Origin of the sequence: Streptomyces sp. 796.1 (genome assembly GCF_047525675.1) — a bacterium.
Lineage (GTDB): Bacteria > Actinomycetota > Actinomycetes > Streptomycetales > Streptomycetaceae > Streptomyces.
The window spans coordinates 39,618-61,337 of sequence record NZ_JBLIWA010000038.1 but is presented as its reverse complement, the minus strand read 5'-3'; the positions used below and the strand labels follow the sequence as shown (position 1 = coordinate 61,337).

The window sequence follows — 21,720 nt, the reverse complement described above, 5'->3', positions numbered from 1 at the left end:
GTGGCCCATGGGCCTGCTGGACAATCTCAAGGCGAAGGCCGGTCAGCTCAAGGGCAAGGCCGGTGACCTCGCGCAGCAGCACGGCGACAAGATCGAACGGGGTCTGGACAAGGCCGCGAAGACGGTCGACGAGAAGACCAAGGGCAAGTACAGCGACAAGATCGAGAACGGTACGGGCAAGGCCAAGGGCGCCCTTGACCGCCTCGCCCACAAGGACGACGAAGGCAAGGGACCGCAGCCCCCGTCCTGAATCGACCGACACGACGCCACGGCCGCGGAGCCTCGCTCCGCGGCCGTTGGTCGTTCCTGGGGCCGGAGCACCCCCTGGGGGCTGCCGGAGCACCGCCTCGGGGGCTGCTGAGCCGTGTGAGTTGGCCCTCGCTCGCGGCTCCGTGCCCCCTGGCCCCCGCTCCGTACTGCGTGCCCCGTCTGCGCCCAGCTCCGTGCTCCGACTTCGCTCGTCCCAGGCCCCGTGGGCTCCGTGCTGCGTGCTGCGTGCTGCGTGCTGCGTGCTGCGTGCTCCGTGCTCCGTGCTCCGTGCTCCGTGCTCCGTGCTCCGTGCTCCGGCTGAGTGTCCCCGTGGCCGGCGCGGTGCCGTTCAGCGCACTGCACCGCGCCCCTACCGGATGCGGGGCCTGCTCAGCCCTGCGTTCTCACCACCTCGCGCGCGAGGTGGTGCCGTTCCCCGCTCCGTACGGCCCTGTGTCACAGGGGTGGCTGCCAACCGGCTGCCGACCGGCTGGCTCCGTAGTCACGGCGCCCGTGCCCCGTGCCCCCCGCCCCGTGCGTCTGCTGCTACGACCAGGTGGCCACGAAGTAGCCGACGCCGTAGGGCGCCTCGTCGTAGAGCAGTTCGCCGCGTAGGGCCGCCCCGGTCGCCGCGCCGGCCAGTACCTGCCAGGCGCTGCGACCACAGGTGAGGAGGTCGCGGGCGAGCGGTGCGTCCAGGGCCGTGAGGGCGGCGACGTCGGCGGTACCGAGGGCCTGTGCCGCTGCCGCGTCGAAGGCGGCGGCGCGCTCGTCCAGATAGCCGGGCGCCTTCAGGGTGCGGCGCGCGCTGCCGTCCCCGGTCACCAGGAGGGCCACCCGGTCGGCGGAGTGCGCCAGTTCGCGTCCGAGGGCGGTGCAGGGGGCCGTGTCGAGGTCTTCGAGGACGCCGACGCCTTCCACGGGTGCGGCGCTCCACTGCGCGCGCTCCAGGAGCCAGCCGCCCACGGTGAGCGCGAGGGGCAGTTCCCGGCTCGGGGCCCGGTGATCCGCCCCCCGGGTCCCGTCACCACCCGCCGTGCGCTCCGGGGCGCTCCGCCCGAGCCCCTCGACCGCGCCCTCCGGGCCAGCGCCCCCGTCGTACGCGGCATGGGCAGCAGCCGGAGCCGCCGGGCCACCCGGGCCGGGAGCCTCCTGCCGCGTCCCGTGCCCCGTCACGGCCGCGGCGCCGCACGCGCCGTCGCTCCGTACACCGTGCTCCGTCGCAGCGGCTCGTTGGCCGTCGGGGCGGGCGCCGAGGTGGACGGTCAGGTCCACGCCGTAGCCGCGGAACGTTCCGGCGGCGCCGCTCGGGTAGCGGCCTTCGGTACCCGCGGCAGCCGGTCCGACAACGATCAACCGGTCGGGGCGGGCCGCGGCCAGCACGCTGAGCGCGTCCGAGCACGCCTCGCGCAGGGGGGCCAGTTCGGGTGCGGCCCCGGCGGCGACCTCGGGCACGAGCAGGGGCGGGCAAGGACACACGGCGGCAGCGACAAGCATGATCAGCAGCCTACGTCGTCAGGCCCCGCCCGCACCGTCCGGTCGTCCGGGCTGCGCCGCCCGGCCGCCCAAGGCAGCGCCGTGCCGTCAGGCACGCGCCCGCCCGGCTCAGGCGCCGGCGGCCGGCCCCTGCTCGGCTCCGCCCCGTAGGCCCCGAGGGGAACGCCCCACCAGCACCAGGCCGCGCGAAGGGGCCGGTGCAGCGGTGGAACGCCACGGCGCCCCGTCGTGGGTGGTGACGGGGCGCCGGGCAGGGTCCGTGCGGTTGGGCGGTGGGTGACCGGGGTCAGCGGACGGCGCAGCCGCCGGACTCCGCGGGCAGCGGCGCGGGGGCGCCCACGGTGGGCAGACCGAGCATGACGCCCGCGGGCTTCTGCTCGGGAGCCGCAGTGCGGCGCTCCCACGCGTCACCCGCGCGCGTGCGCCGCACACCACGGGGCGTGCCCTCCGCGAGGAGGTGGTGGGGCGCCGCGTAGGTGATGTCGACCGTGACGACGTCGCCGGGGCGCACCGGTTCGTCGGGGCGGGTGAAGTGCACCAGGCGGTTGTCGGGGGCGCGGCCCGAGAGCCTGCGCGTGGCGTCGTCCTTGCGGCCCTCGCCCTCAGCCACCAGGACCTCCACGGTGCGGCCGACCTGGCGCTTGTTCTCCGCCCAGCTAATGTCCTCCTGGACGGCGACCAGTCGCTCGTAACGGTCCTGGACGACCGCCTTGGGGATCTGGTCGGCCATCTCCGCGGCCGGGGTGCCCGGGCGCTTGGAGTACTGGAAGGTGAACGCCTGGGCGAATCTGGCCTCGCGCACGACGTGCAGCGTCTGCTCGAAGTCCGCCTCGGTCTCGCCCGGGAAGCCGACGATGATGTCGGTGGAGATCGCCGCGTCGGGCATGGCGGCGCGCACCTTGTCGATGATGCCGAGGAAGCGGTCCTGCCGGTACGAACGGCGCATCGCCTTGAGCACCGTGTCGGAGCCGGACTGGAGCGGCATGTGCAGTTGCGGCATGACGTTCGGCGTCTCGGCCATGGCGGCGATCACATCGTCCGTGAAGTCGCGCGGGTGCGGCGAGGTGAAGCGCACCCGCTCCAGGCCCTCGATCTGCCCGCAGGCACGCAGCAGCTTGCTGAACGCCTCCCGGTCGCCGATGTCCGAACCGTACGCGTTGACGTTCTGGCCGAGCAGCGTGATCTCGGTGACGCCCTCGGCGACCAGCGCTTCGACCTCGGCGAGGATGTCGCCGGGGCGGCGGTCCTTCTCCTTGCCACGGAGCGCGGGCACGATGCAGAAGGTGCAGGTGTTGTTGCAGCCGACCGAGATGGACACCCACGCCGCGTATGCGGACTCGCGACGGGTGGGGAGCGTCGACGGGAACGCCTCCAGTGACTCCGCGATCTCGACCTGGGCCTCTTCCTGCACCCGGGCGCGCTCCAGGAGCACCGGCAGGCTGCCGATGTTGTGCGTGCCGAAGACCACGTCCACCCAGGGGGCCTTCTTGACGATCGTGTCGCGGTCCTTCTGGGCTAGGCAGCCGCCGACCGCGATCTGCATGCCCGGCCGCTTCGCCTTGAGCGGCGCGAGTCTGCCGAGATTGCCGTAGAGCCGGTTGTCGGCGTTCTCCCGCACCGCACAGGTGTTGAAGACGACGATGTCGGCTTCGCCCTCGGCATGACCCTCGGGCGCCCGCACGTAGCCGGCGTCCTCCAGGAGCCCGGACAGCCGCTCGGAGTCGTGGACGTTCATCTGGCACCCGTAGGTGCGCACCTCGTATGTCTTCGCACTCATCTCAGTTGACCAGGGTACGTGTTCGGCTCCGTGCCCTGCCCCTCCCTTCTCTGCTCCGTTGCTGGCAGTATCCGCCCCATGCCCAAGACCCCTACGGAGCGGCCCGGACGGTGGCCGGTAAGGCGCGCCGCAGGCGCAGCGGACGGCCCGGGTTCCCGGCGTGCCCAGCGGGCGCGCCGCCTGTGGCGGCTGGCCGTCGCCGGCACCGTGACGTTCGGCCTGCTGCTGTGGTGGCTGTCGCCGTTCGACAGCGCGGCCAGCCCCGGGGGGAACGTGAAGATCACGACCGGGGTGCGCACGGGCGTGTACGCACGGTACGGCGAACTGCTCAAGGAGCGGCTGCACAAGGACGAGCCGAAACTGGACGTGGAACTCCTCCCGAGCGAGGGGTCGCTGCACAACATCCGTCGGCTGGTCGAGGGGAAGGCGTCGTTCACCATCGCCACCGCCGATGCGGTGGCGACCTACCTGGACAGTGGCGGCCCGGGCGCGAAGCAGTTGCGCGCGTGCGCGCGTCTGTACGACGACTACGCGCAACTGGTCGTGCCCACCGGGTCAACGGTGCGCCGGGCGCGCGACCTGGCCGGCAAACGCGTGGCGATCGGCCAGCCGGGATCCGGCGTCCGGTTGATCGCGGAGCGGCTGCTGCGGGCTGCGGGGCTCGACCCGGCGAAGGACGTGGTGCCGGTGCAGGTGGGGATCAACAAGATGACCGCGATGCTGCGAGAGGGCAAGATCGACGCGTTCTTCTGGTCCGGCGGTCTGCCCACCTCCGCCGTCGTGCAGCTCTCCAGGAGCTACTCCATTCGCCTCGTCCCCCTGGGCGACCTGATGGACCGCATCCACGAGAGCGGTTCCCGGCACTACTACCGGGCGGCCGTGATGCCCACCGACGCCTACGAACACGCCCACAACACCCAACCGGTCAAGACCATCGCGGTGGCGAACCTGCTGGTGACCACCGCCAAGACGGACAGCGACCTGACCGAGGCCGTCACCCGCACGGTGATCCACAACCGTGACTACATCGCGGAGCAGGTGCACGCGGCGCAACGCGTCGACCTCCGCACCGCGATCTTCACCGATCCCCTCAAGCTCCACCAGGGCTCCATGCGCTACTACCGGTCAGTCAAGCCCTGACGCCACGGGCCGGGCCCTTCCCTGCCCACTGGTCGGCGCTCGCCACCCGCCGGGACACGTGGCTGCCCGCTGCGTGGCGCTGTGCACCGTCAGGCTCCGCGCTCCGTGCGCTTTGATCGGTACGCTCCGTGCTCCGTGCTCCGTGCTCCGTGCTCCGTGCTCCGTGATCGGTACGGCCTGCGCCCCGTAAGCGCCGTACGCCCCGTGCCCCGTGTTGTTCGTGGCCCCGCGCCCCGTCCTGCCCCTGCGCAAGGAGCGGAGCCCGTCAGCGGGCGGGGCAGGTGCGGCCCGTACGGAGGGCAGAGCGGGGCCACAGGCTGCATGGGACCGCCGGGGCCGGCACTGTGGCACCCGAAGCACGACCTCAGGCCATCGGGACTCACAGGGGGCCTCGGGGGCTTCACGGGGCGTGGTCGGCCCCGTCGGGCAGGAGCTCGAAGGCCGCCGCAGCCGCCCCGACGAGCCCGGCATCGGCGCCCAGAGCCGCCGGCACCACGGTGAGCCCCCGTACGAACGACAGCGCCGCGTAGGTCTCCAGGTGCCGCCGTACGGGCCCGAACAGGACGTCTCCGGCCGCCGCAACGCCGCCGCCGATCACGGCCCGTTCGACCTCCAGCAGGGTGGCCGTCCCGGCGATGGCCGCGGCCAGGGCCCGTCCCGCCCGGTCGAACGCGGCCAGGGCCACTCGGTCCCCCGCACGCGCCGCGGCGGCGACCTGCGCCGCCGAGCGGTCCTCGGTGGGGGCCCGCCAGCCCGCGCCGGCGGCCCAGCCGGCGATGGCCGTGCCGGAGGCGATGGCCTCGACGCAACCTCGCGCCCCGCAGACGCACGGCGCCCCGTCGACGGCCACGCTGATGTGTCCGATGTGGCCGGCGTTACCCGTGGGGCCAGGGTGGAGTCGGCCGTCCACGATGAGGCCGCCGCCGACGCCCGTGGAGACCACCATGCACAGCGCGTTGCGGCAGCCGCGGGCGGCTCCGAGCCGGTGTTCGGCCGCGGTCATCGCCACCCCGTCCCCCACCAGGACGGCGGGCACTGGCGCCCCGTGGCGCACGAGCTCGGCCTCCGTACGGGCGTGCAAGGGGAAGTCCCGCCAGGCGGCGATGTTCACCGGGCTGACGGTGCCGTGCCCGGCGTCCACCGGGCCCGCACTGCCGATCCCGCAGCGGGTCACACGGGCCCACTCGGGTGCCCGCGCGAGTTCGGCGATCACCTCGGTCACCGCCGCCATCACCGTCTCGGCGGCGTGCTCGTCGCCGGCCGCGTCCAGGCCTGGGGCGGCATCTCGCAGGGGACCCGGTGCCGGTTCTCGTCCCTGATCCGGCTCCAACTCCGGCCCCGTCCTCGGCTGCGGTTCCATGCCCGGGTGCGGCGCCCCGTGCCCCGTACGGAGCGCCGCTTCCCGCTCCGGGCCGGAGGAGACGGGACCCGTACGGGGCGGGGCGGGCCTGGTGGCGGAGCGGGGGGCGGGCGTGTTCGGTGGCGTGGGGCGGCGTGCTCTGGCGCGGAGCGTGCCGCGCCGGTCCACCAGCGCCCCGGCGATCTTCGTACCCCCGATGTCTAGGGCGACGGCCAGCTCCGCGCACCCGTCGGCCAGGGCCGTCGCACCGCTGCTCGCGGCTGCGGTCGGCGCTCCCGCCGGAGTGGTTCGCTGGGACGTCGGTGCATCGGCTGCGGTCATGTCGGTCGGCCTTTCACTCGGTGGGGCGGAGGAACGGGTGGGCCCTTTGACACGTATCGGGCGACGGCAGGGGACGACGGAGCGGCCACCCGACACGTACCGCCATCCGTGCCACTGCCACGGGCCGTGGCAGTGGCACGGATGTGGACGGCTACGTCGGGTGAACGTTGCGCGACGGGCGACACGGGCGCCCGCATCAGGGACCGCTTACGGAACGGACCACGCCGCCACGGGGATACGGCGCACGCGCCCCGTCGCCCGGTTCCGGTCCTACGGGGGTTCAGCCGATGGAGCCCCGCCCCAGCATCAGGGGCCCGCGGAGGGAGCGGTACGCAACGGTGTGCGCTAGGGGCTGGGGCAGAGGGCGAGGCTGCTTGTTCTTCCCAGGTCGCGCGGGGTGCAGGGCAACGGAGCACGTACACGAGGCCGCCCTGACGGAGCACGCCGTTCGGCACGGGGAACCTGCCCCGTCGCTACGGAGCACGCTGCCCCACGGGGCACGGGGCACGGGGCGCTGTGTGCGGGTACGGAGCCGGCGCCCGGCGCGCCCCTCGGCCCTTGGCACGGGGCGGTGCGGAGCCCGCGACAGGTCGGCCTCGCGCGGGCGCGCACGCGCGAAGCTGCGACGTTCGGCGGTGCCGGGCCGGTTTCCTTCACCTGGCAGTGGTAATGCCACCTGAGCGTCACGCGCCCCGTGGAGCCGCTCCGGCAACCGGCCCCGGGGCGCCCCGCGCAGCGCCCCGTACAGCCGCACTGTCCGCCCGCTCCCCAGCCCGCCACCGCCTACCCGCCCCGCCCGACCACAGCACCGCGCACCGGCCCCGTGCCGCACCGTGCCCCCACACCAGCAGCCCATCGACCATCGGAGTCGCCGCCATGCATGACGACCGGACCATCGTCGAAGCCCGCCTGCGCCGCGTCCTCGCCGAGCGCATCCGTCCCGCCGTCCACGGGGCCGCGGAGCCGCTGGCCGTCGCGCGCTGGGACGCGCCAGGCGAACCGGTGCCGGTCGCCGACGGGCTGGCCGCGGCGTACCGGCCGGCAGCCGTCGGCGACCGGTGGGGGCCCGCGTGGGGCACCACGTGGTGGAAGGTGACCGGCCGGGTTCCCGAGGCGTGGGAGGGGCGCACCGTGGAAGCCGTGCTCGACCTGGGCTTCGACCGCCAACTGCCCGGGTTTCAGTGCGAGGGGCTGGTCTACCGCGCCGACGGGGCCGCCGTGAAGGCGCTCAACCCGCACAACGACTGGGTCCGCATCGGCGCCCCGGTCGCCGGTGGCGAGGAGGTCGAGCTGTACGTGGAGGCCGCGGCCAACCCGATCCTGGTCGACCAGCGGCCGACGTACGAGGGTGACCGCCGCACCGCGAGCGACGAACCGCTGTACCGGCTGACCCGGGTCAATCTGGCCGTCTTCGACACCGAGGTGTGGGAACTCGTCCAAGACCTGGAGGTGGTCGGCAGCCTGATGACGCAGCTCTCCACCGGCGACCCGCGCCGTTTCGAGTTGCTGCGCGCCGTCGAGCGCTGTCTCGACGCGCTCGACCTGGGCGACGTCTCCGGCACCGCCACCAGCGCCCGGGACGCGCTCGCCGGCGTGCTCGCCGCCCCGGCGAACGCCTCCGCGCACCGCATCAGCGCCGTCGGGCACGCACACATCGACTCGGCGTGGCTGTGGCCGCTGCGCGAGACGGTCCGCAAGGTGGCCCGTACGGCGTCCAACGTGGTCCACCTGATGGACGAGCACCCCGAGTTCGTGTTCGCCATGTCGCAGGCCCAACAGCTCGCGTGGATCAAGGAGCACCGGCCCGAGGTCTTCGCCCGGGTGCAGGAGAAGGTGGCGAGCGGCCAGTTCGTACCGGTCGGCGGCATGTGGGTGGAATCCGACACCAACATGGTGGGCGGTGAGGCGATGGCCCGCCAGTTCCTCTACGGCAAGCGCTTCTTCCTGGACGAGTTCGGCATCGAGACCAAGGAAGTGTGGCTGCCGGACTCGTTCGGCTACACGGCGGCGATGCCCCAGTTGGTGAAGCTCTCGGGGGCCGACTGGTTCCTGACGCAGAAGATCTCCTGGAGCCAGTCCAACAAGTTCCCGCACCACACGTTCTGGTGGGAGGGCATCGACGGCACCCGCGTCTTCACGCACTTCCCCCCGATCGACACCTACAACTCGGACCTGGGCGGCGCGGAGCTCGCGCACGCGGTGCGCAACTACCAGGAGAAGGGCCGTGGAACCCGCTCGCTGGCCCCGTTCGGCCACGGCGACGGCGGGGGCGGGCCCACCCGCGACATGCTCGCCAGGGCACGCCGGGTGGCCGACCTGGAGGGCTCGCCCCGGGTGACGATCGAGCGGCCCGCGGCCTTCTTCGCCGCGGCGCAGGCGGAGTACCCGGACGCTCCGGTGTGGGTGGGCGAGCTGTACCTGGAGCTGCACCGCGGCACGTACACCTCGCAGGCCAAGACGAAGCAGGGCAACCGGCACAGCGAGTCGCTGCTGCGGGAGGCCGAACTGTGGGCGGCCACCGCGGCCCGTACGGTGCCCGGCTTCCGCTACCCGTACGAGGACCTGGAGCGGCTCTGGAAGACGGTGCTGCTGCACCAGTTCCACGACATCCTGCCGGGCTCATCCATCGCCTGGGTGCACCGCGAGGCACGGGAGACCTACGCGCGCGTGCACGCGGAGCTGACCGAGTTGGTGCGGACGGCGCAGACGGCACTGGCCGGGCCCGGCGAACAGGTCGTCGTCTTCAACGCCGCCCCGCACGCCCGCCGGGGCGTGCCCGCGGGCGGCTCCGTGGTGCGGACTGCACCGCCCGGCGCCCCGGTGACGCTGGCCGAGCGTCCGGGCGGCGGCCACGTCCTCGCCAACGGCCTGTTGCGGATCGAGGTGGACGACCGCGGCCTGGTCGTCTCGGCGTACGACCTGGCGGCCGGGCGGGAGGCCATCGCGCCCGGTCTCGCGGGCAACCTCCTCCAACTCCACCCGGACTTCCCCAACATGTGGGACGCCTGGGACGTCGATCACTTCTACCGGCACAACGTGACCGACCTGCTCGACGTCGACGAGGTCACCGTGGCCGAGGCCACCGACGAGCGCGCGGTGCTCACCGTCTCGCGCACCTTCGGCGACGCGGGCTCCACCGTCGTGCAGCGGATCGCGCTCCGTGCCGGCGCGAAGGTGCTCGACATCGACACGGAGGTTGCCTGGCGGGAGACGGAGAAGTTCCTCAAGGCCGCCTTCCCGCTGGACGTGAAGGCCGATCGGTCTGCGGCCGAGACCCAGTTCGGTCACGTGTACCGCGCCACGCACACCAACACGTCTTGGGAGGCGGCCAAGTTCGAGATCTGCGCTCACCGGTGGATCCAGGTCGAGGAACCCGGCTGGGGCGCCGCAATCACCAACGACTCGACCTACGGGCACGACGTCACCCGCACCGTGCGGCCGGACGGCGGACAGACCACCACGGTGCGGCTCTCGCTGCTCCGTGCCCCGCGCTACCCCGACCCGGAGACCGACCACGGCACCCACCGGCTTCGGTACGCCCTGGCGCCCGGCGCGACCGTGACCGACGCGGTGCGCGAGGGGCACCGGATCAACCTGCCCGAGCGCTCCGTCACCGGCGGGCGGGCCACCGCGCCGCTGGTCACGACCGCAGGCGACCAGGTCGTCGTCGAAGCGGTCAAGCTCGCCGAGGACCGCAGCGGGGACGTGGTGGTACGGCTGTACGAGTGCGCCGGCGGCCGGGCCACCACGACGCTCACCGGCTCCGTGCCGTTCGCCTCCGTGGCCGAAACCGACCTCCTGGAACGCCCGTTGGACGGCGCCCCGTCCCACGCCTTCACCCCCGACGGCGCACTGGAACTGACCCTACGACCGTTCCAGATCCTCACCCTGCGGCTACGCCCCCGCGGCTGATCCGTGGCCGATACGGCGGCTGAGCCGGCGCGAGGCGAGGCGGGGCGAGGCCCCGCCCCGCCCTCGTGGCTCCCGCTCGAAGTCCCTCACCTGGGCCCCAACCCGGCTCCGTCCGCCCCGGGCACCGTGCTTCCCCGTAACCGACTCGCAGCGCCCCGCCCCGTGCCTTCGGGGGCGGGGCGCACGGAAGGCGCGGAGCACAGTGCGCAGCACCCGCCGTACGGAGCACGGGGCACGGGGCACGGGGCGTGGGGCGTGGGACATGGAGCGGGGGTGTGGTCGGGCGGGGAACGTCGCCGGAGGTACGGAGCCATCGCCGCCCCTCGCGCGCGAGGACGCGCCGGCCACTTTCGGCGTCGTGCGCCCCGTACGAACCGTCGGGCCTCGCGCGCGGAGCCGGACCCCGCAGACGGCTGGCTACGGTCGCCGTTCCCAGGGCCGCCCCTCGCGCGCGAGGACGCACCAATGGAGCACAGCGCCACCGCCCACGGGGCTACCTACGAGACATCCGGCTCAACCTGCCGCGCAACGGCGGCGGTTGGCGTCCGAACATCGCGTCCCAGTACCCCATTCGCTGGTCAGACGCGGGGGCACGGGGCGGAGGCGCCGGGCGGGATACGGGACCGTGGTCACCCTATGGCGGTCGCGGCGACCGCCATCCGGCCGCCGTCGACGTCGAGGACGGTGCCGTGGATGAACTCGGCCTCGTCAGAGGCCAGGTACAGCGCCGCCGACGCGATCGCGTCCGGGTGGCCGGCCCGGCCGGCCGGGGTGCCGGCCATCAGGGACTCCCCCGCGAACTCGGCGTCCGGCGCCAGGTCCGGCGGGCGGATGACGCCGGGCGAGACCGCGTTCACCCGAATCCCCAGCGGGGCGAACTCCGCCGACCAGGAGCGCGTCAAGGTTTCCAACGCGCCCTTGGTCGAGCTGTAGAGCGCACCGACCGGCAGCCCCATCCGGGCCACCCAGCTCCCCAGGTTGACGATCGCCCCGCCGCCGTTCTCGGCCATCGCCGGGACCACGGCCCGGGTGAGGAAGAACGGGGCCTTCACATTGACCGCGTAGACGCGGTCGAAAGTCTCCTCGTCGGCGGTCAGGGTGGTGTTAGCCGGGTAGATGCCGGCGTTGTTCACCAGGACGTCGATCCGGCCACCGAGTGCGTCGAACGCCGCCCCGGCGAGTGCGGTGCTGGCCCGGGACGTGCCGTCGAGGTCGGCGCGTATGAAGTCGGCCCGACCGCCGGCGGCGCGGATGTCGGCCGCCACCTCCTCCCCACGGGCCTCGGCGCGCCCCGAAACGATCACATGGGCGCCTTCCGCGGCGAACAGGCGGGCGACGGAGCGCCCGATATTGCTGGTCGAACCGGTGATGAGAGCCGTCTTTCCGGCCAGTCGCTTGGTCATGGCGCCGAACGTAGAACGCGGATTCTGGACCCGCAAGTCCAAAGTGGAGCACCCCACGAGGCTTGTGGACCACACGGTCCAGTGGGTTCTACGCTGCGCGCATGACGTTCACGGCGAAGGGGCTGGCCACCCGGCAGCGGATCATCGAGGGAGCGGCGACCCACCTCCGCAGTGACGAGCCGGGCGAGGTCACGCTGGACGTCATCCGAGCCGCCACGCGGACCAGCAAGAGCCAGATCTTCCACTACTTTCCCGGCGGCAAGGAAGAACTCCTACTCGCCGTCGCCCGCTTCGAATCCGACCGGGTACTGGCCGACCAGCAACCTCATCTCGGCGCGCTGACCTCCTGGGACGCCTGGGAGCGATGGCGCGGGGCGGTCATCGCCCGGTACCGCGCCCAGGGCGCGCAGTGCCCCCTGGCCTCGCTGATGAGCCAGGTGAGCAGCGTGCCCGGGGCCTCCGAGGTCACCACCACGCTGCTCCGACAGTGGCAGGAACACCTCAGGCGTGGAATCGCCACCATGCAGGAACAGGGCGAGGTGAGCCGGCACCTGGACGCCGACCGGACCGCCGCGGCGTTCGTCGCGGGCATCCAGGGTGGCGTCACCGTGCTCCGCTCGACCGGCGACACCACCCATCTCGAAGCCACCCTCGACCTCCTCGTCACCCATCTGCGCACCAGCCAACGGGCCTACGCCGCCCCGGGATAGGCCCACCCGGCCAGCGGGCCACCCCCGCCCGGCCCCGTAGGCCACGGAACACGCAACAACGCGCGCGAGGGCGCCGCCCCGCCCCGCGCTCCCGTGCCGCGGCTCCGGGCCGCGGGCGCGCGCCCCGTACCGCAGTCCCACGGCCCCGCCGCGCCGACGGGCTCGCCCCGTGTCAGCATCCCGCCCCGGCGCACCGTACGGAGCGACACCGGCCCCCGGGCCGCCCCGCGCCGTGCCCCGTACCCAAGACTCCGCTCCGTGCTCCGTGCTCCGTGCTCCGTGCTCCGTGCTCCGTGCTCCGTGCTCCGTGCTACAGAACGCCACCGCCCCGCACCCCGCGCGCGAGGCTTCGCCGCCCCGTGCCCCGTGCCCCGTGCCCCGTGCCCCGTGCCCCGTGCCCCCCGGCGAGGATGGGACTGGCTCCGCGCTCCGCAACAGCCGCCCTGTGCACGCGCCGACAACCGCGGCGGGTCGCGGACCCGACTCGCGCGCGCCCCCGATCAACCCTCCTGCGGCGCCGTGCGGGGGACGGCGATGGTGACCAGGAGGCCGTGTGGCTCGTGGGGGGCGTAAGCGATGGTGGCTCCGCCGGCGGACAGCAGGGCGCGGGTGATGGAGAGGCCGAGGCCGGAGCCCGAGACGTTCTGGTGGCGGTTGCTGCGCCAGAAGCGGTCGCCGACGCGTTCCAACTCCTCCGCCGTGAGCCCGGGGCCGTCGTCCGCGACGGTGATCCGTACCGTCGCGCCGTTGGTCTGCACGTCGACGACGACCCGTTCGCCTTCCGGCGTGAACTTGAGCGCGTTGTCGATGACGGCGTCCAGGGCGCTGGAGAGCGCGACCGGATCGGCCCAGGCGCTCGCCCCGCTGGGGCCCGCGTAGTCGAGCGTCACGCCAGCGCGGTCGGCGACGGGGCGCCAGGCGCCGACCCGTTCCGCCGTCAGCTCGCCGATGTCGGTGAGGCGGAGGTCGGCCGCGGCGTGTTCCGCCAGCGCCAGGTCGAGCAGGTCGTCGAGGACCTGAGCGAGCCGCTTGCCCTCGGTGCGTACGGAGGCGATCTCCTCGTTGCCCTCGGGCAGTTCCAGGGCGAGCAGTTCGATGCGCAGCAGCAGCGCGGAGAGCGGGTTGCGGAGTTGGTGCGAGGCGTCGGCGACGAAGGCACGCTGCTGTTCGAGCACGTCCTCCACGTGGTCGGCCATCTCGTTGAACGAGCGGGCCAGCCGGCGCAGTTCGGGCGGCCCGCCCGAGGCCGCGACGCGCGAGGCCAGCCGCCCCGTGGCGATGTCGTGCGTGGCGGCGTCGAGGACCCGTACGGGGCGCAGCACCCAGCCCGTCAGCCGCTCCGCCGCCGCGACCGCGAGCAGCATCGCCGCTACCTCTCCGGCAGCGATCAGCGCCCAGCCGCGCCAGATGCGCGACCGCATCTGGTCGGTGGGCGAGTCGGTGACCACCACCGCCACCACGTCGCCGTCCCGCACCACGGGCGACGCGACCGTGAGCCGGCCCCGTTGCCAGGGCCAGACCTGGTCCGGGTCGTGGCTGCGACGCCCGGCCAGCGCCTCTTCGAAGGCCCGCTTGGACTCCCCTTCCGTCAGCTGGGCCCAGCCGCCGGGCGCCTCGCCCATGGGCTTGCGGTCCCGGTAGAAGACGCCGACCTGGATGCCGTACAGCTCGTGGTAGCGGCCCAACTCCACCTGGAGCGTGGCCTGCCGTTCGTCCCGGGCGCCGGCGCGCGCCTGGTGCGTCCCCGGCCGGACCGTGACGTACTGCGCCAACGCGGCGAACCGGGCCGTATCGTCGATGCGGTCCACCACCACCCGCTGCTGCTCCGCCGCCGCCAGGCTCGCGCCGAGCGGGAAGCCGAGGGCCAGCAGCACGCCCGCCATCAGGACGATCAGCAGCGGGAGGAGTCGAGTGCGCACGGTGCTCCGGGTGAGGTCGGGTGCTCAGGCGGCCGGGGCGACGAGGCGGTAGCCGACGCCGCGCACCGTCTCGATCAGCGCGGGCATCCGCAGCTTGGAGCGGAGCGAGGCCACGTGCACTTCCAGCGTACGGCCGGTCCCCTCCCAACTCGTCCGCCACACGTCGCTGATGATCTGCTCCCGGCGGAAGACCACGCCGGGCCGCTTGGCCAACAGCGCCAGCAGGTCGAACTCCTTGCGGGTGAGCGAGACGGTGCTGCCGTGCACCCGCACCTGCCGGGTGGACAGTTCGATGCTGACGGGGCCGAGGAGCAGCGGCCCCACGGGCTCGTCCGGGTGCTCCTCCACCGCCCCGTCGGCGGGTACGGTGCGCCGGCTGACGGCATGGATGCGGGCGAGCAGTTCCATCGGGTCGTACGGCTTGACCACGTAGTCGTCGGCGCCCAGGTTCAGGCCGTGTATCCGGGAGCGCACGTCGGCGCGCGCCGTCACCATGATCACGGGCGTGCTGGTGAGCTTGCGGATCCGGCCGCAGACCTCGAAGCCGTCCTGGTCGGGCAGGCCGAGGTCGAGCAGGACGACGCCGAACGGCTCGCTCTGCCCGGGCAGCAGCGCCCGCAGCGCTTCCTCGCCGTTGCGGGCGTGGGTGACGAGGAAGCCGTGCCGGGCCAGCACCGCCGACAGCGCGGCGGCCACGTGGTTGTCGTCCTCCACCAACAGCAGCCTCATCGGCCCAGCCCTCCTCTGGTGGTTCCCGGTCGGATGCCCCGGCTCGGCCGCGGGCCTGACGCGCGGCGCGTGCGCTCCCGCCGCGAGCCCGGTGGCGCGCCGGGTGCCGACGGCATCGCCGCCGTCCACCGCCGCCACGCCCCGTAGTGCACCGTTCCCTCGCTCCGCGCTACCGCGCCTGATCTGCACCGCACCTCGCTCCGTACGCTCCGCCTACCCGTGTACGGCCCCGTCCGCTCCGTACGCGCCCCTTGTCGGGCACCTGCCGCCCCGTGCTCCGCCCCGTACCCGCCGCGCGCGGTCAGTTCCGTGCGTGCCGACGCGCGGCATCTCCCCCGCGCCCGCGCCCCGCACTCCCGCGCGCGCCGCGGCGGGCCACTGGGCGCCGGGACGGCGACGACGAGCGGCCCAAGTACGGCGACACCAGGACCGTCTCCCCTGCGGGCGCCCCCACGCCCCACCGTGCCTTCACCGTGTCTTCCGCGGACCGCGCACACCGCGGCCACACGGCATAAACGCCGATGCCGGCGGGGCGCGTCAAGGGAATGTGGCCACCCAATTGTTTCCGTTACGTAGCCGGTATGGGCATCGCATTGTTTCCCGAGCCGTACGGCGATCATGCTCCGCGCCCCGTTCACGCAGAGTGTCGCTTTGCGGCCGGATCGTTATGCTCAATTTCAGCTCAGATGTAATGACGCTGGTCGTGACGGCTCATTAGGGTCCTCCCAACCGAGGAGGACGGAGCGAGACGCCGATGAGCGAAGTATCGGTGGCCAAGGACGCCGCAGCGGTGGCGGACGACCTGGTCGCGCTGACAGGAGTCAACAAACACTTCGGCGCGCTACACGTGCTCCAGGACATCGACCTGACCATCGCCCGAGGCGAAGTCGTCGTCGTCATCGGGCCGTCCGGGTCCGGAAAGTCCACGCTGTGCCGCGCCATCAACCGGCTGGAGACCATCGACTCCGGCAGCATCACCATCGACGGAAAGCCGCTGCCGCAGGAGGGCAAGGAACTCGCCCGGCTGCGTTCGGACGTCGGCATGGTGTTCCAGTCGTTCAACCTCTTCGCCCACAAAACGGTGTTGGACAACGTGACGCTGGGCCAGGTCAAGGTCCGCAAGATCGAGCGGAAGGCCGCCGAGGCCAAGGCCCGGGAGCTGCTCGACCGGGTCGGCGTCGGCGCCCAGGCCGAGAAGTACCCGGCCCAGCTCTCCGGCGGACAGCAGCAGCGCGTGGCCATCGCCCGCGCACTGGCCATGGGCCCCAAGGTGATGCTCTTCGACGAGCCGACCTCCGCGCTCGACCCGGAGATGATCAACGAGGTGCTGGAAGTCATGCAGCAGCTCGCCAGGGACGGCATGACGATGGTCGTCGTCACGCACGAGATGGGCTTCGCGCGTTCCGCCGCCAACCGCGTGGTCTTCATGGCCGACGGCCGCATCGTCGAGCAGGCGACGCCGGACCAGTTCTTCAGCAACCCCCGCAGCGACCGGGCCAAGGACTTCCTGTCGAAGATCCTCCACCACTGACCGCCCACCGCTCGACGACGTAAAGGATGTTCACCATGAAGCTCCGCAGGACCGCCGCGGCGGCGACCGTCGTTCTGGCCCTGGCCGTGACGGCGACGGCGTGTGGCAAGGAGGGCAGCCCGGACGACGACAAGGACAAGGGCCCCAAGCTCTCCTACAAGGTCAACTCCGCGGCGGACGTGAAGGACTCGCCGGTCTGGTCCAAGGTCAAGGGCGGCACGATCAAGATCGGCACCAAGGCGGACCAGCCCGGACTGGGCTACGAGGACCCGGGCACGGAGAAGCGCTCCGGCTTCGACGTCGAGATCGCCCGGATGATCGCCGCCGACCTCGGCTTCGACGAGGAGCACATCGACTGGAAGACGGTGCCGTCCGAGGCCCGCGAGACGCAGATCTCCAGCGGTGGCGTCGACTTCTACGTCGGTACGTACACGATCAACGACGAGCGGAAGAAGCAGGTCGACTTCGGCGGCCCGTACTACCTCGCCGGCCAGGACCTGCTGGTCAAGAAGGACAGCGACATCAAGGGCCCGGAGGACCTCAAGGGCAAGAAGGTCTGCTCGGCCGCCGGCTCCACGCCGCTGAAGCGGATCAAGGAGAAGAAGTACGGGGTCGCCAAGGCCAAGTCCCAGCAGGGCTACCAGTTGTGCGTGCAGGACCTGAACAACGGGCAGGTCGACGCGGTCACCACGGACGACTCGATCCTCAAGGGCTACGCGGCGCAGAACGACGGCCTGAAGGTGCTGGGCAAGCCGTTCTCCGAGGAGCCGTACGGCGTCGGTCTCAAGAAGGGCGACAAGGCGCTGCGCGACGCGGTCAACGACGCGATCGAGGCACACCAGAAGAACGGCGACTGGAAGAAGGCGTACGACGCCACCCTCGGCAAGTCCGGCCTCGGGGCGCCCACGCCGCCGCAGGTCGACCGCTACTGAGCCGCCGCCACGACGGCTGACGCCTGAGCGGCCGGGCGCCCGCGGCCGGCCCGGTACTTCCACCGGTCCACTCCGCCGCGGGCGCCCCGGGCCGCCGTGCTCATCCTCCGGAGACATGACTTGAACGTACTGACGGACAATTTCGCGGCGTTCCGCGACGGCTTCATCAAAACCGTCGAACTGACGGCCTTCAGCAGCCTGTTGGCCCTGGTGCTCGGCATCCTGATCGCGGCGTTCCGGGTGTCTCCGGTGCCCGCGCTGCGGGTCTTCGGCTTCCTGTGGGTGACGCTGCTGCGCAACACGCCCCTGGTGCTCCTGTTCCTCGTCGTCACCCTCGGCCTGCCCGCGCTCGGCCTCAAGGGTTGGGACTCCTTCTGGCTCGCGGTGATGGCGCTGGGCTGTTACACGTCGGCCTTCATCTGCGAGGCCGTGCGGTCCGGCATCAACACGGTGCCGGTCGGGCAGGCCGAGGCCGCCCGCAGCATCGGCCTGACCTTCTCGCAGACGCTCGCCCAGATCGTGCTGCCGCAGGCCGCCCGCACCGCGATACCGCCGGTCGGCAGCCTCATCATCGCCCTCACCAAGAACTCCGCCATCGCCTCCGGCTTCGACGTGATGGAACTCGGGGAGCTCCAGAAGAAGCTCAACGCCGATGCGGGCTACAACATCCTGGTGGTCTTCCTCTGGATCGCCGTCTGCTACCTGATCATCACGCTCACCCTCAGCGGCCTGTTCCGGCTGCTGGAGAACCGGTTGGCGGTGGCTCGATGAGCGCCAGTGTCCTCTACGACGTCCCGGGCCCCAAGGCCCGCCGGCGCAACCGCCTCTACAGCGCCGTCTCCGCGCTGGCGTTCCTCGGCCTGATCGCCTTCATCATCTACCGGCTGGACGAGACGGGGCAGTTCCAGGCCGGCCTGTGGGACGACTACCAGTACGCGAACACCCAGGACCGCATCGTCGAGGGCCTGCTGACGACCCTGAAGACGTTCGCCCTCGCCGGCGCGTTCTCGCTGGTCCTGGGTGTGGCACTGGCCGCCGGGCGGCTCTCCGACCACCGGTGGGTGCGCTGGCCGACGGCGGTGGTCGTGGAGTTCTTCCGCGCGATGCCGCTGCTGATCATGATCTTCCTGCTGTACTACGCGTACTTCGACACCCAGCCCATGTGGGCGCTGGTCATCGGGCTCGCGCTGTACAACGGGTCGGTTCAGTCGGAGATCTTCCGCGCGGGCATCAACGCGGTGCCCAAGGGGCAGGGCGAGGCCGCGTACGCGGTCGGCCTGCGCAAGACCCAGGTCATGACGAACGTCCTGGTACCGCAGGCCGTGCGCTCCATGCTGCCGTCCATCATCAGCCAACTCGTGGTCACGCTGAAGGACACCTCGCTCGGCTTCATCATCCTCTACGAGGAGTTGCTGTACGTCGGCAAGGCGTTCGCCGAGCGGACCCCGCCGGAGAACGGCGTCTACGCCTTCATCCCGATGGTCATCGTCTTCGGCTCCATCTACATCCTGCTCTGCCTGGCGCTGTCCGGGCTGGCCACCTGGATCGAACGGAGCACCCAGCGCAGCCGCAAGCGCTCCGCGGCACCCGCGCGCGGGGCCGCCACCGCGGCGGCCCCCGGTCCCGACAGCACCCGGGGTGACGCCTCACCCCCCGAGCCCCCGAAGGCCGACTGACCCGCCAACAGGCCACGACCACCGGCCTGCGCCCCGTGCCCCGTGTCGCCCGACGACACGGGGCACGGGGCGTTTCGGCGCCCACGGACGCGGGGCGGGGCGGATTCGTACGAGTACGAGTACGAGTACGAGTACGGGGCACGGGGCACGGGGCACGGGGCCGGCGCAGGCGATCCCCGGGGCGGAACCCCAGCCGGGCCGCACCGGCCGGCGCCGGGTGAAGCACGGAGCGGCGGCTCCTCGCGCGCGTGGTGCGGAGCACGGAGCACGGAGCACGGAGCACGGAGCACGGAGCACGGAGCACGGAGCACGGAGGCAACGTCGGTGCGGGGCGACGGTTACGGTCGCGACGCGGTCGATCCGTAGAACGGTTCCGCACACGGGTGCGGCCCGGTCGCCACGCTGGCGTATCCGGCCCTGTACTGGGCGTATATCCTCGGCCAGGTCATGGGCGTACGTGCTTCCGCGTGCTCCCGGCCGTCACTTGACGATGGCAGCAGCAATGGGTTGCATACGTTCTGTGATCGCGTACCGGGCTCCTCTAGACAGTTCCCATACCTGCCGCAGGGATGGGGGAGCCGCGCCGTGGACCCGGTGATCATCGCGGGGGCGGGGCCCGTCGGGCTCGCCCTGGCGCTCGCCCTCGCCCGGCGCGACGTACCCGTCATCCTGCTCGACGAGGGACCGGGGCGCCCCCGCATAGACGAACAACGCCCCGCGCGCACCGCCGTGCTCCGACCGGACACCGCCCACATGTTGAGCCTCTTGGGCTGCGCCGTCGCCACCGACGACGGGGCGCGCTGGACCGGCTGGCGCACCGTACGCCGGCGGCAGACGGTGCGTCAGGTGGCCTTCGACGGTCCACGGGCCGCGCGGAACGGGGCCGGTGGCGGCGCACCGCTGGCCGGCGGCGCCGCCGTCGAAGCACCCGGCATCGCCTCACCGCTGCACCTGCCGCAGCACGTACTCACCCGCTCGCTGCGCGCCGCGCTGGCCCCGTACGGCAAGCAGACCGGCAACGGCCTGGTCCACATAGCCACCGGCCACCGGCTGGACGCCATGGAGCAGGACGAGGGCGGCATCAGCGTCCACACCCGGCAGGTGCCCGACACCGAGGGGGCCGACGAGGCAGACGGGGCCGGCCCCGAGGCGCCCGACGACGACGGCGGGGCGGACCGCAGGGGCGTCTGGTGGCGCGGCAGCTATCTGATCGGCTGCGACGGGCCGCGCTCCACGGTGCGCAAGCTGCTCCGGGTGCGCTTCCCCGGGCGGACCGCGGTGGAACGGCACGCGGTGGCCGCGCTCCGGGCCGATCTGCCCTGCCCCGGCGAGGGCCTGTTGCACCGTTCGCCACCGTGGCGCGGCGCCGACGCCGAGGTGACGGCACGTCCGCTGCCCGGTGGGGCCTGGCGGATCGACTGGCTACTCCCCCCGAGCCACGACCTGGTGACCCCCGACGCACTGCTCAGCCGGGTCCGGGACACCCTGACCGGCTGGTGCGGCTCGCTGCCCCCGTACGAACTCCTGGACACCGGCGTCCATCTGGCCCACCATCGGCTCGCCAGGCGCTGGCGGGTCGGGCGGGCCTTCCTCGCCGGGGACGCCGCGCATCTGATCGGCGCGCTCGGCACGCAGGGGCTGGACGAGGGGCTGCGCGACGTCGACAACCTCGCCTGGAAGCTGGCCCTGGCCTGGCACCACACCGCCGCCGACGGACTGCTCGACAGCTACCAGGCGGAGCGGCGCGGCGCCGTCGGCAGCCGGCTGCGGACGGCCGACCAACTGGTGTCGCAGGTGCGCGGCACCGGCGGTTGGCCCGCGATGCGCCGCTCCGTCCTGCCTGGCACCGTACGCGGGCACGACGCCCTGCTCACCGACGGCCACGCGGGCCTCGGCCAACTCGGCGCTCCCCCGGCCTACCAGCTCAGTCCGCTGCTCCCCGACACGCCCCCGGACGGCACCCAGCCGGTGGGCACGGCGCCCGGCGCGCCGGTGACCGACGTGCCGGTCACGGCGCCCGACGGTTCGGCGGCACGGCTGCGGGACCGACTCGGCGGCGCATTCCTCGCTCTGCTGGTCGCCCCCGGCACCGGCGTGTGGGAGCGCCGGCACTGGGTGGGCGCCGGCCTGATGCCTCGACTGGCCACGGCGGTGGCCGCGCTGCCGGTACGGACCGAGATCCTGGTGACCGAGAGCTATCCGGGTGCCCCCGCGCACACCGTGCTGCTGATCCGGCCCGACGGCCACCTGGTGGCTTCGCTGGCCGGGGTCCGCCCGGCCGAGTTGTACGCGTGCGCCGACGCCGCACGGGGCGGGCTACGCCAGGCGCCGGCGCCCAGCCCCACCTGACGACGCACGCCCCACCCGCCTCTGTGGCACACCCCTGCCTGGGCCCTGCGGGGGCGGCGTACGGCGACGGTGGCGCCGGGCCCGTTGCGAACGCTACGGCGCGCCTCGCCCCGCCGGCGGTCGCCGGTCCGGCACCGACCGCGTACGTGCCCCTGCCGTCCGGCCGAGGAGACACGGCGTACGTGGTGGGTACCGGTGCGTGCGGCGCCGCCACC

General features: G+C 72.9%; 15 protein-coding genes. 9 read left to right on the top strand and 6 right to left on the bottom strand.

What is annotated here, in order from left to right; genetic code table 11:
- Window positions 1-7 precede the first annotated feature (7 nt).
- On the top strand, window positions 8-250 hold the full coding sequence (locus ACMA1D_RS23720; protein ID WP_414726028.1) for an antitoxin: 243 nt from the start codon (window positions 8-10) through the stop codon (window positions 248-250).
- A gap of 545 nt (window positions 251-795) precedes the next feature.
- Here ACMA1D_RS23720 and ACMA1D_RS23715 read toward each other — a convergent pair.
- Together ACMA1D_RS23715 and miaB are read right to left on the bottom strand one after the other, a co-directional pair.
- On the bottom strand, window positions 796-1,746 hold the full coding sequence (locus ACMA1D_RS23715; RefSeq protein ID WP_414726027.1) for a class III extradiol dioxygenase subunit B-like domain-containing protein: 951 nt from the start codon (window positions 1,744-1,746) through the stop codon (window positions 796-798).
- 286 nt (window positions 1,747-2,032) lie between these two features.
- Window positions 2,033-3,523, bottom strand: a complete 1,491-nt coding sequence (gene miaB / locus ACMA1D_RS23710) for a tRNA (N6-isopentenyl adenosine(37)-C2)-methylthiotransferase MiaB (protein WP_414726026.1) — start codon at window positions 3,521-3,523, stop codon at window positions 2,033-2,035.
- A gap of 78 nt (window positions 3,524-3,601) precedes the next feature.
- Here miaB and ACMA1D_RS23705 point away from each other — a divergent pair, with 78 nt between their 5' ends.
- Window positions 3,602-4,663, top strand: coding sequence for a TAXI family TRAP transporter solute-binding subunit (locus ACMA1D_RS23705; RefSeq protein ID WP_414726025.1), 1,062 nt, complete (start codon window positions 3,602-3,604; stop codon window positions 4,661-4,663).
- Window positions 4,664-5,063: 400 nt separating this feature from the next.
- Here ACMA1D_RS23705 and ACMA1D_RS23700 read toward each other — a convergent pair whose 3' ends face one another.
- Window positions 5,064-6,344 carry an ROK family protein gene (locus ACMA1D_RS23700; RefSeq protein ID WP_414726024.1) on the bottom strand — a complete coding sequence of 427 codons (1,281 nt, stop codon included), beginning with the start codon at window positions 6,342-6,344 and terminating at the stop codon, window positions 5,064-5,066.
- 876 nt (window positions 6,345-7,220) lie between these two features.
- On the opposite strand from ACMA1D_RS23700, the gene ACMA1D_RS23695 reads away from it, so the two are divergent.
- The gene (locus ACMA1D_RS23695; protein ID WP_414726023.1) at window positions 7,221-10,256 is read left to right on the top strand and encodes an alpha-mannosidase; all 3,036 of its coding nucleotides are present in this window, start codon (window positions 7,221-7,223) and stop codon (window positions 10,254-10,256) included.
- Window positions 10,257-10,885: 629 nt separating this feature from the next.
- Here the strand turns inward: ACMA1D_RS23695 and ACMA1D_RS23690 are convergent.
- Window positions 10,886-11,659, bottom strand: a complete 774-nt coding sequence (locus tag ACMA1D_RS23690; protein ID WP_414726022.1) for an SDR family NAD(P)-dependent oxidoreductase — start codon at window positions 11,657-11,659, stop codon at window positions 10,886-10,888.
- Between the two features lie 101 nt (window positions 11,660-11,760).
- On the opposite strand from ACMA1D_RS23690, the gene ACMA1D_RS23685 reads away from it, so the two are divergent.
- A complete protein-coding gene (locus tag ACMA1D_RS23685) occupies window positions 11,761-12,369 on the top strand; it encodes a TetR/AcrR family transcriptional regulator (RefSeq protein ID WP_414726021.1) in 609 nt (202 codons plus the stop codon).
- 500 nt (window positions 12,370-12,869) lie between these two features.
- Here ACMA1D_RS23685 and ACMA1D_RS23680 read toward each other — a convergent pair whose 3' ends face one another.
- Together ACMA1D_RS23680 and ACMA1D_RS23675 are read right to left on the bottom strand one after the other, a co-directional pair.
- Window positions 12,870-14,288 carry an ATP-binding protein gene (locus tag ACMA1D_RS23680; RefSeq protein ID WP_414726020.1) on the bottom strand — a complete coding sequence of 473 codons (1,419 nt, stop codon included), beginning with the start codon at window positions 14,286-14,288 and terminating at the stop codon, window positions 12,870-12,872.
- Window positions 14,289-14,312: 24 nt separating this feature from the next.
- A complete protein-coding gene (locus ACMA1D_RS23675; protein WP_414726019.1) occupies window positions 14,313-15,017 on the bottom strand; it encodes a response regulator transcription factor in 705 nt (234 codons plus the stop codon).
- Window positions 15,018-15,771: 754 nt separating this feature from the next.
- On the opposite strand from ACMA1D_RS23675, the gene ACMA1D_RS23670 reads away from it, so the two are divergent.
- From ACMA1D_RS23670 to ACMA1D_RS23650, 5 genes are all read left to right on the top strand, one after another.
- Window positions 15,772-16,548, top strand: a complete 777-nt coding sequence (locus ACMA1D_RS23670; protein ID WP_414726018.1) for an amino acid ABC transporter ATP-binding protein — start codon at window positions 15,772-15,774, stop codon at window positions 16,546-16,548.
- A gap of 35 nt (window positions 16,549-16,583) precedes the next feature.
- Window positions 16,584-17,480 (top strand): glutamate ABC transporter substrate-binding protein, encoded by an 897-nt coding sequence (locus tag ACMA1D_RS23665; RefSeq protein WP_414726017.1) that lies wholly within the window; start codon window positions 16,584-16,586, stop codon window positions 17,478-17,480.
- Between the two features lie 120 nt (window positions 17,481-17,600).
- The gene (locus ACMA1D_RS23660) at window positions 17,601-18,251 is read left to right on the top strand and encodes an amino acid ABC transporter permease (protein ID WP_414726016.1); all 651 of its coding nucleotides are present in this window, start codon (window positions 17,601-17,603) and stop codon (window positions 18,249-18,251) included.
- Window positions 18,248-19,156 carry an amino acid ABC transporter permease gene (locus tag ACMA1D_RS23655; RefSeq protein WP_414726015.1) on the top strand — a complete coding sequence of 303 codons (909 nt, stop codon included), beginning with the start codon at window positions 18,248-18,250 and terminating at the stop codon, window positions 19,154-19,156. Before ACMA1D_RS23660 ends, ACMA1D_RS23655 begins: the two co-directional genes overlap by 4 nt.
- Window positions 19,157-19,741: 585 nt before the next feature.
- Window positions 19,742-21,505 carry an FAD-dependent monooxygenase gene (locus ACMA1D_RS23650; RefSeq protein WP_414726014.1) on the top strand — a complete coding sequence of 588 codons (1,764 nt, stop codon included), beginning with the start codon at window positions 19,742-19,744 and terminating at the stop codon, window positions 21,503-21,505.
- Window positions 21,506-21,720 lie beyond the last annotated feature (215 nt).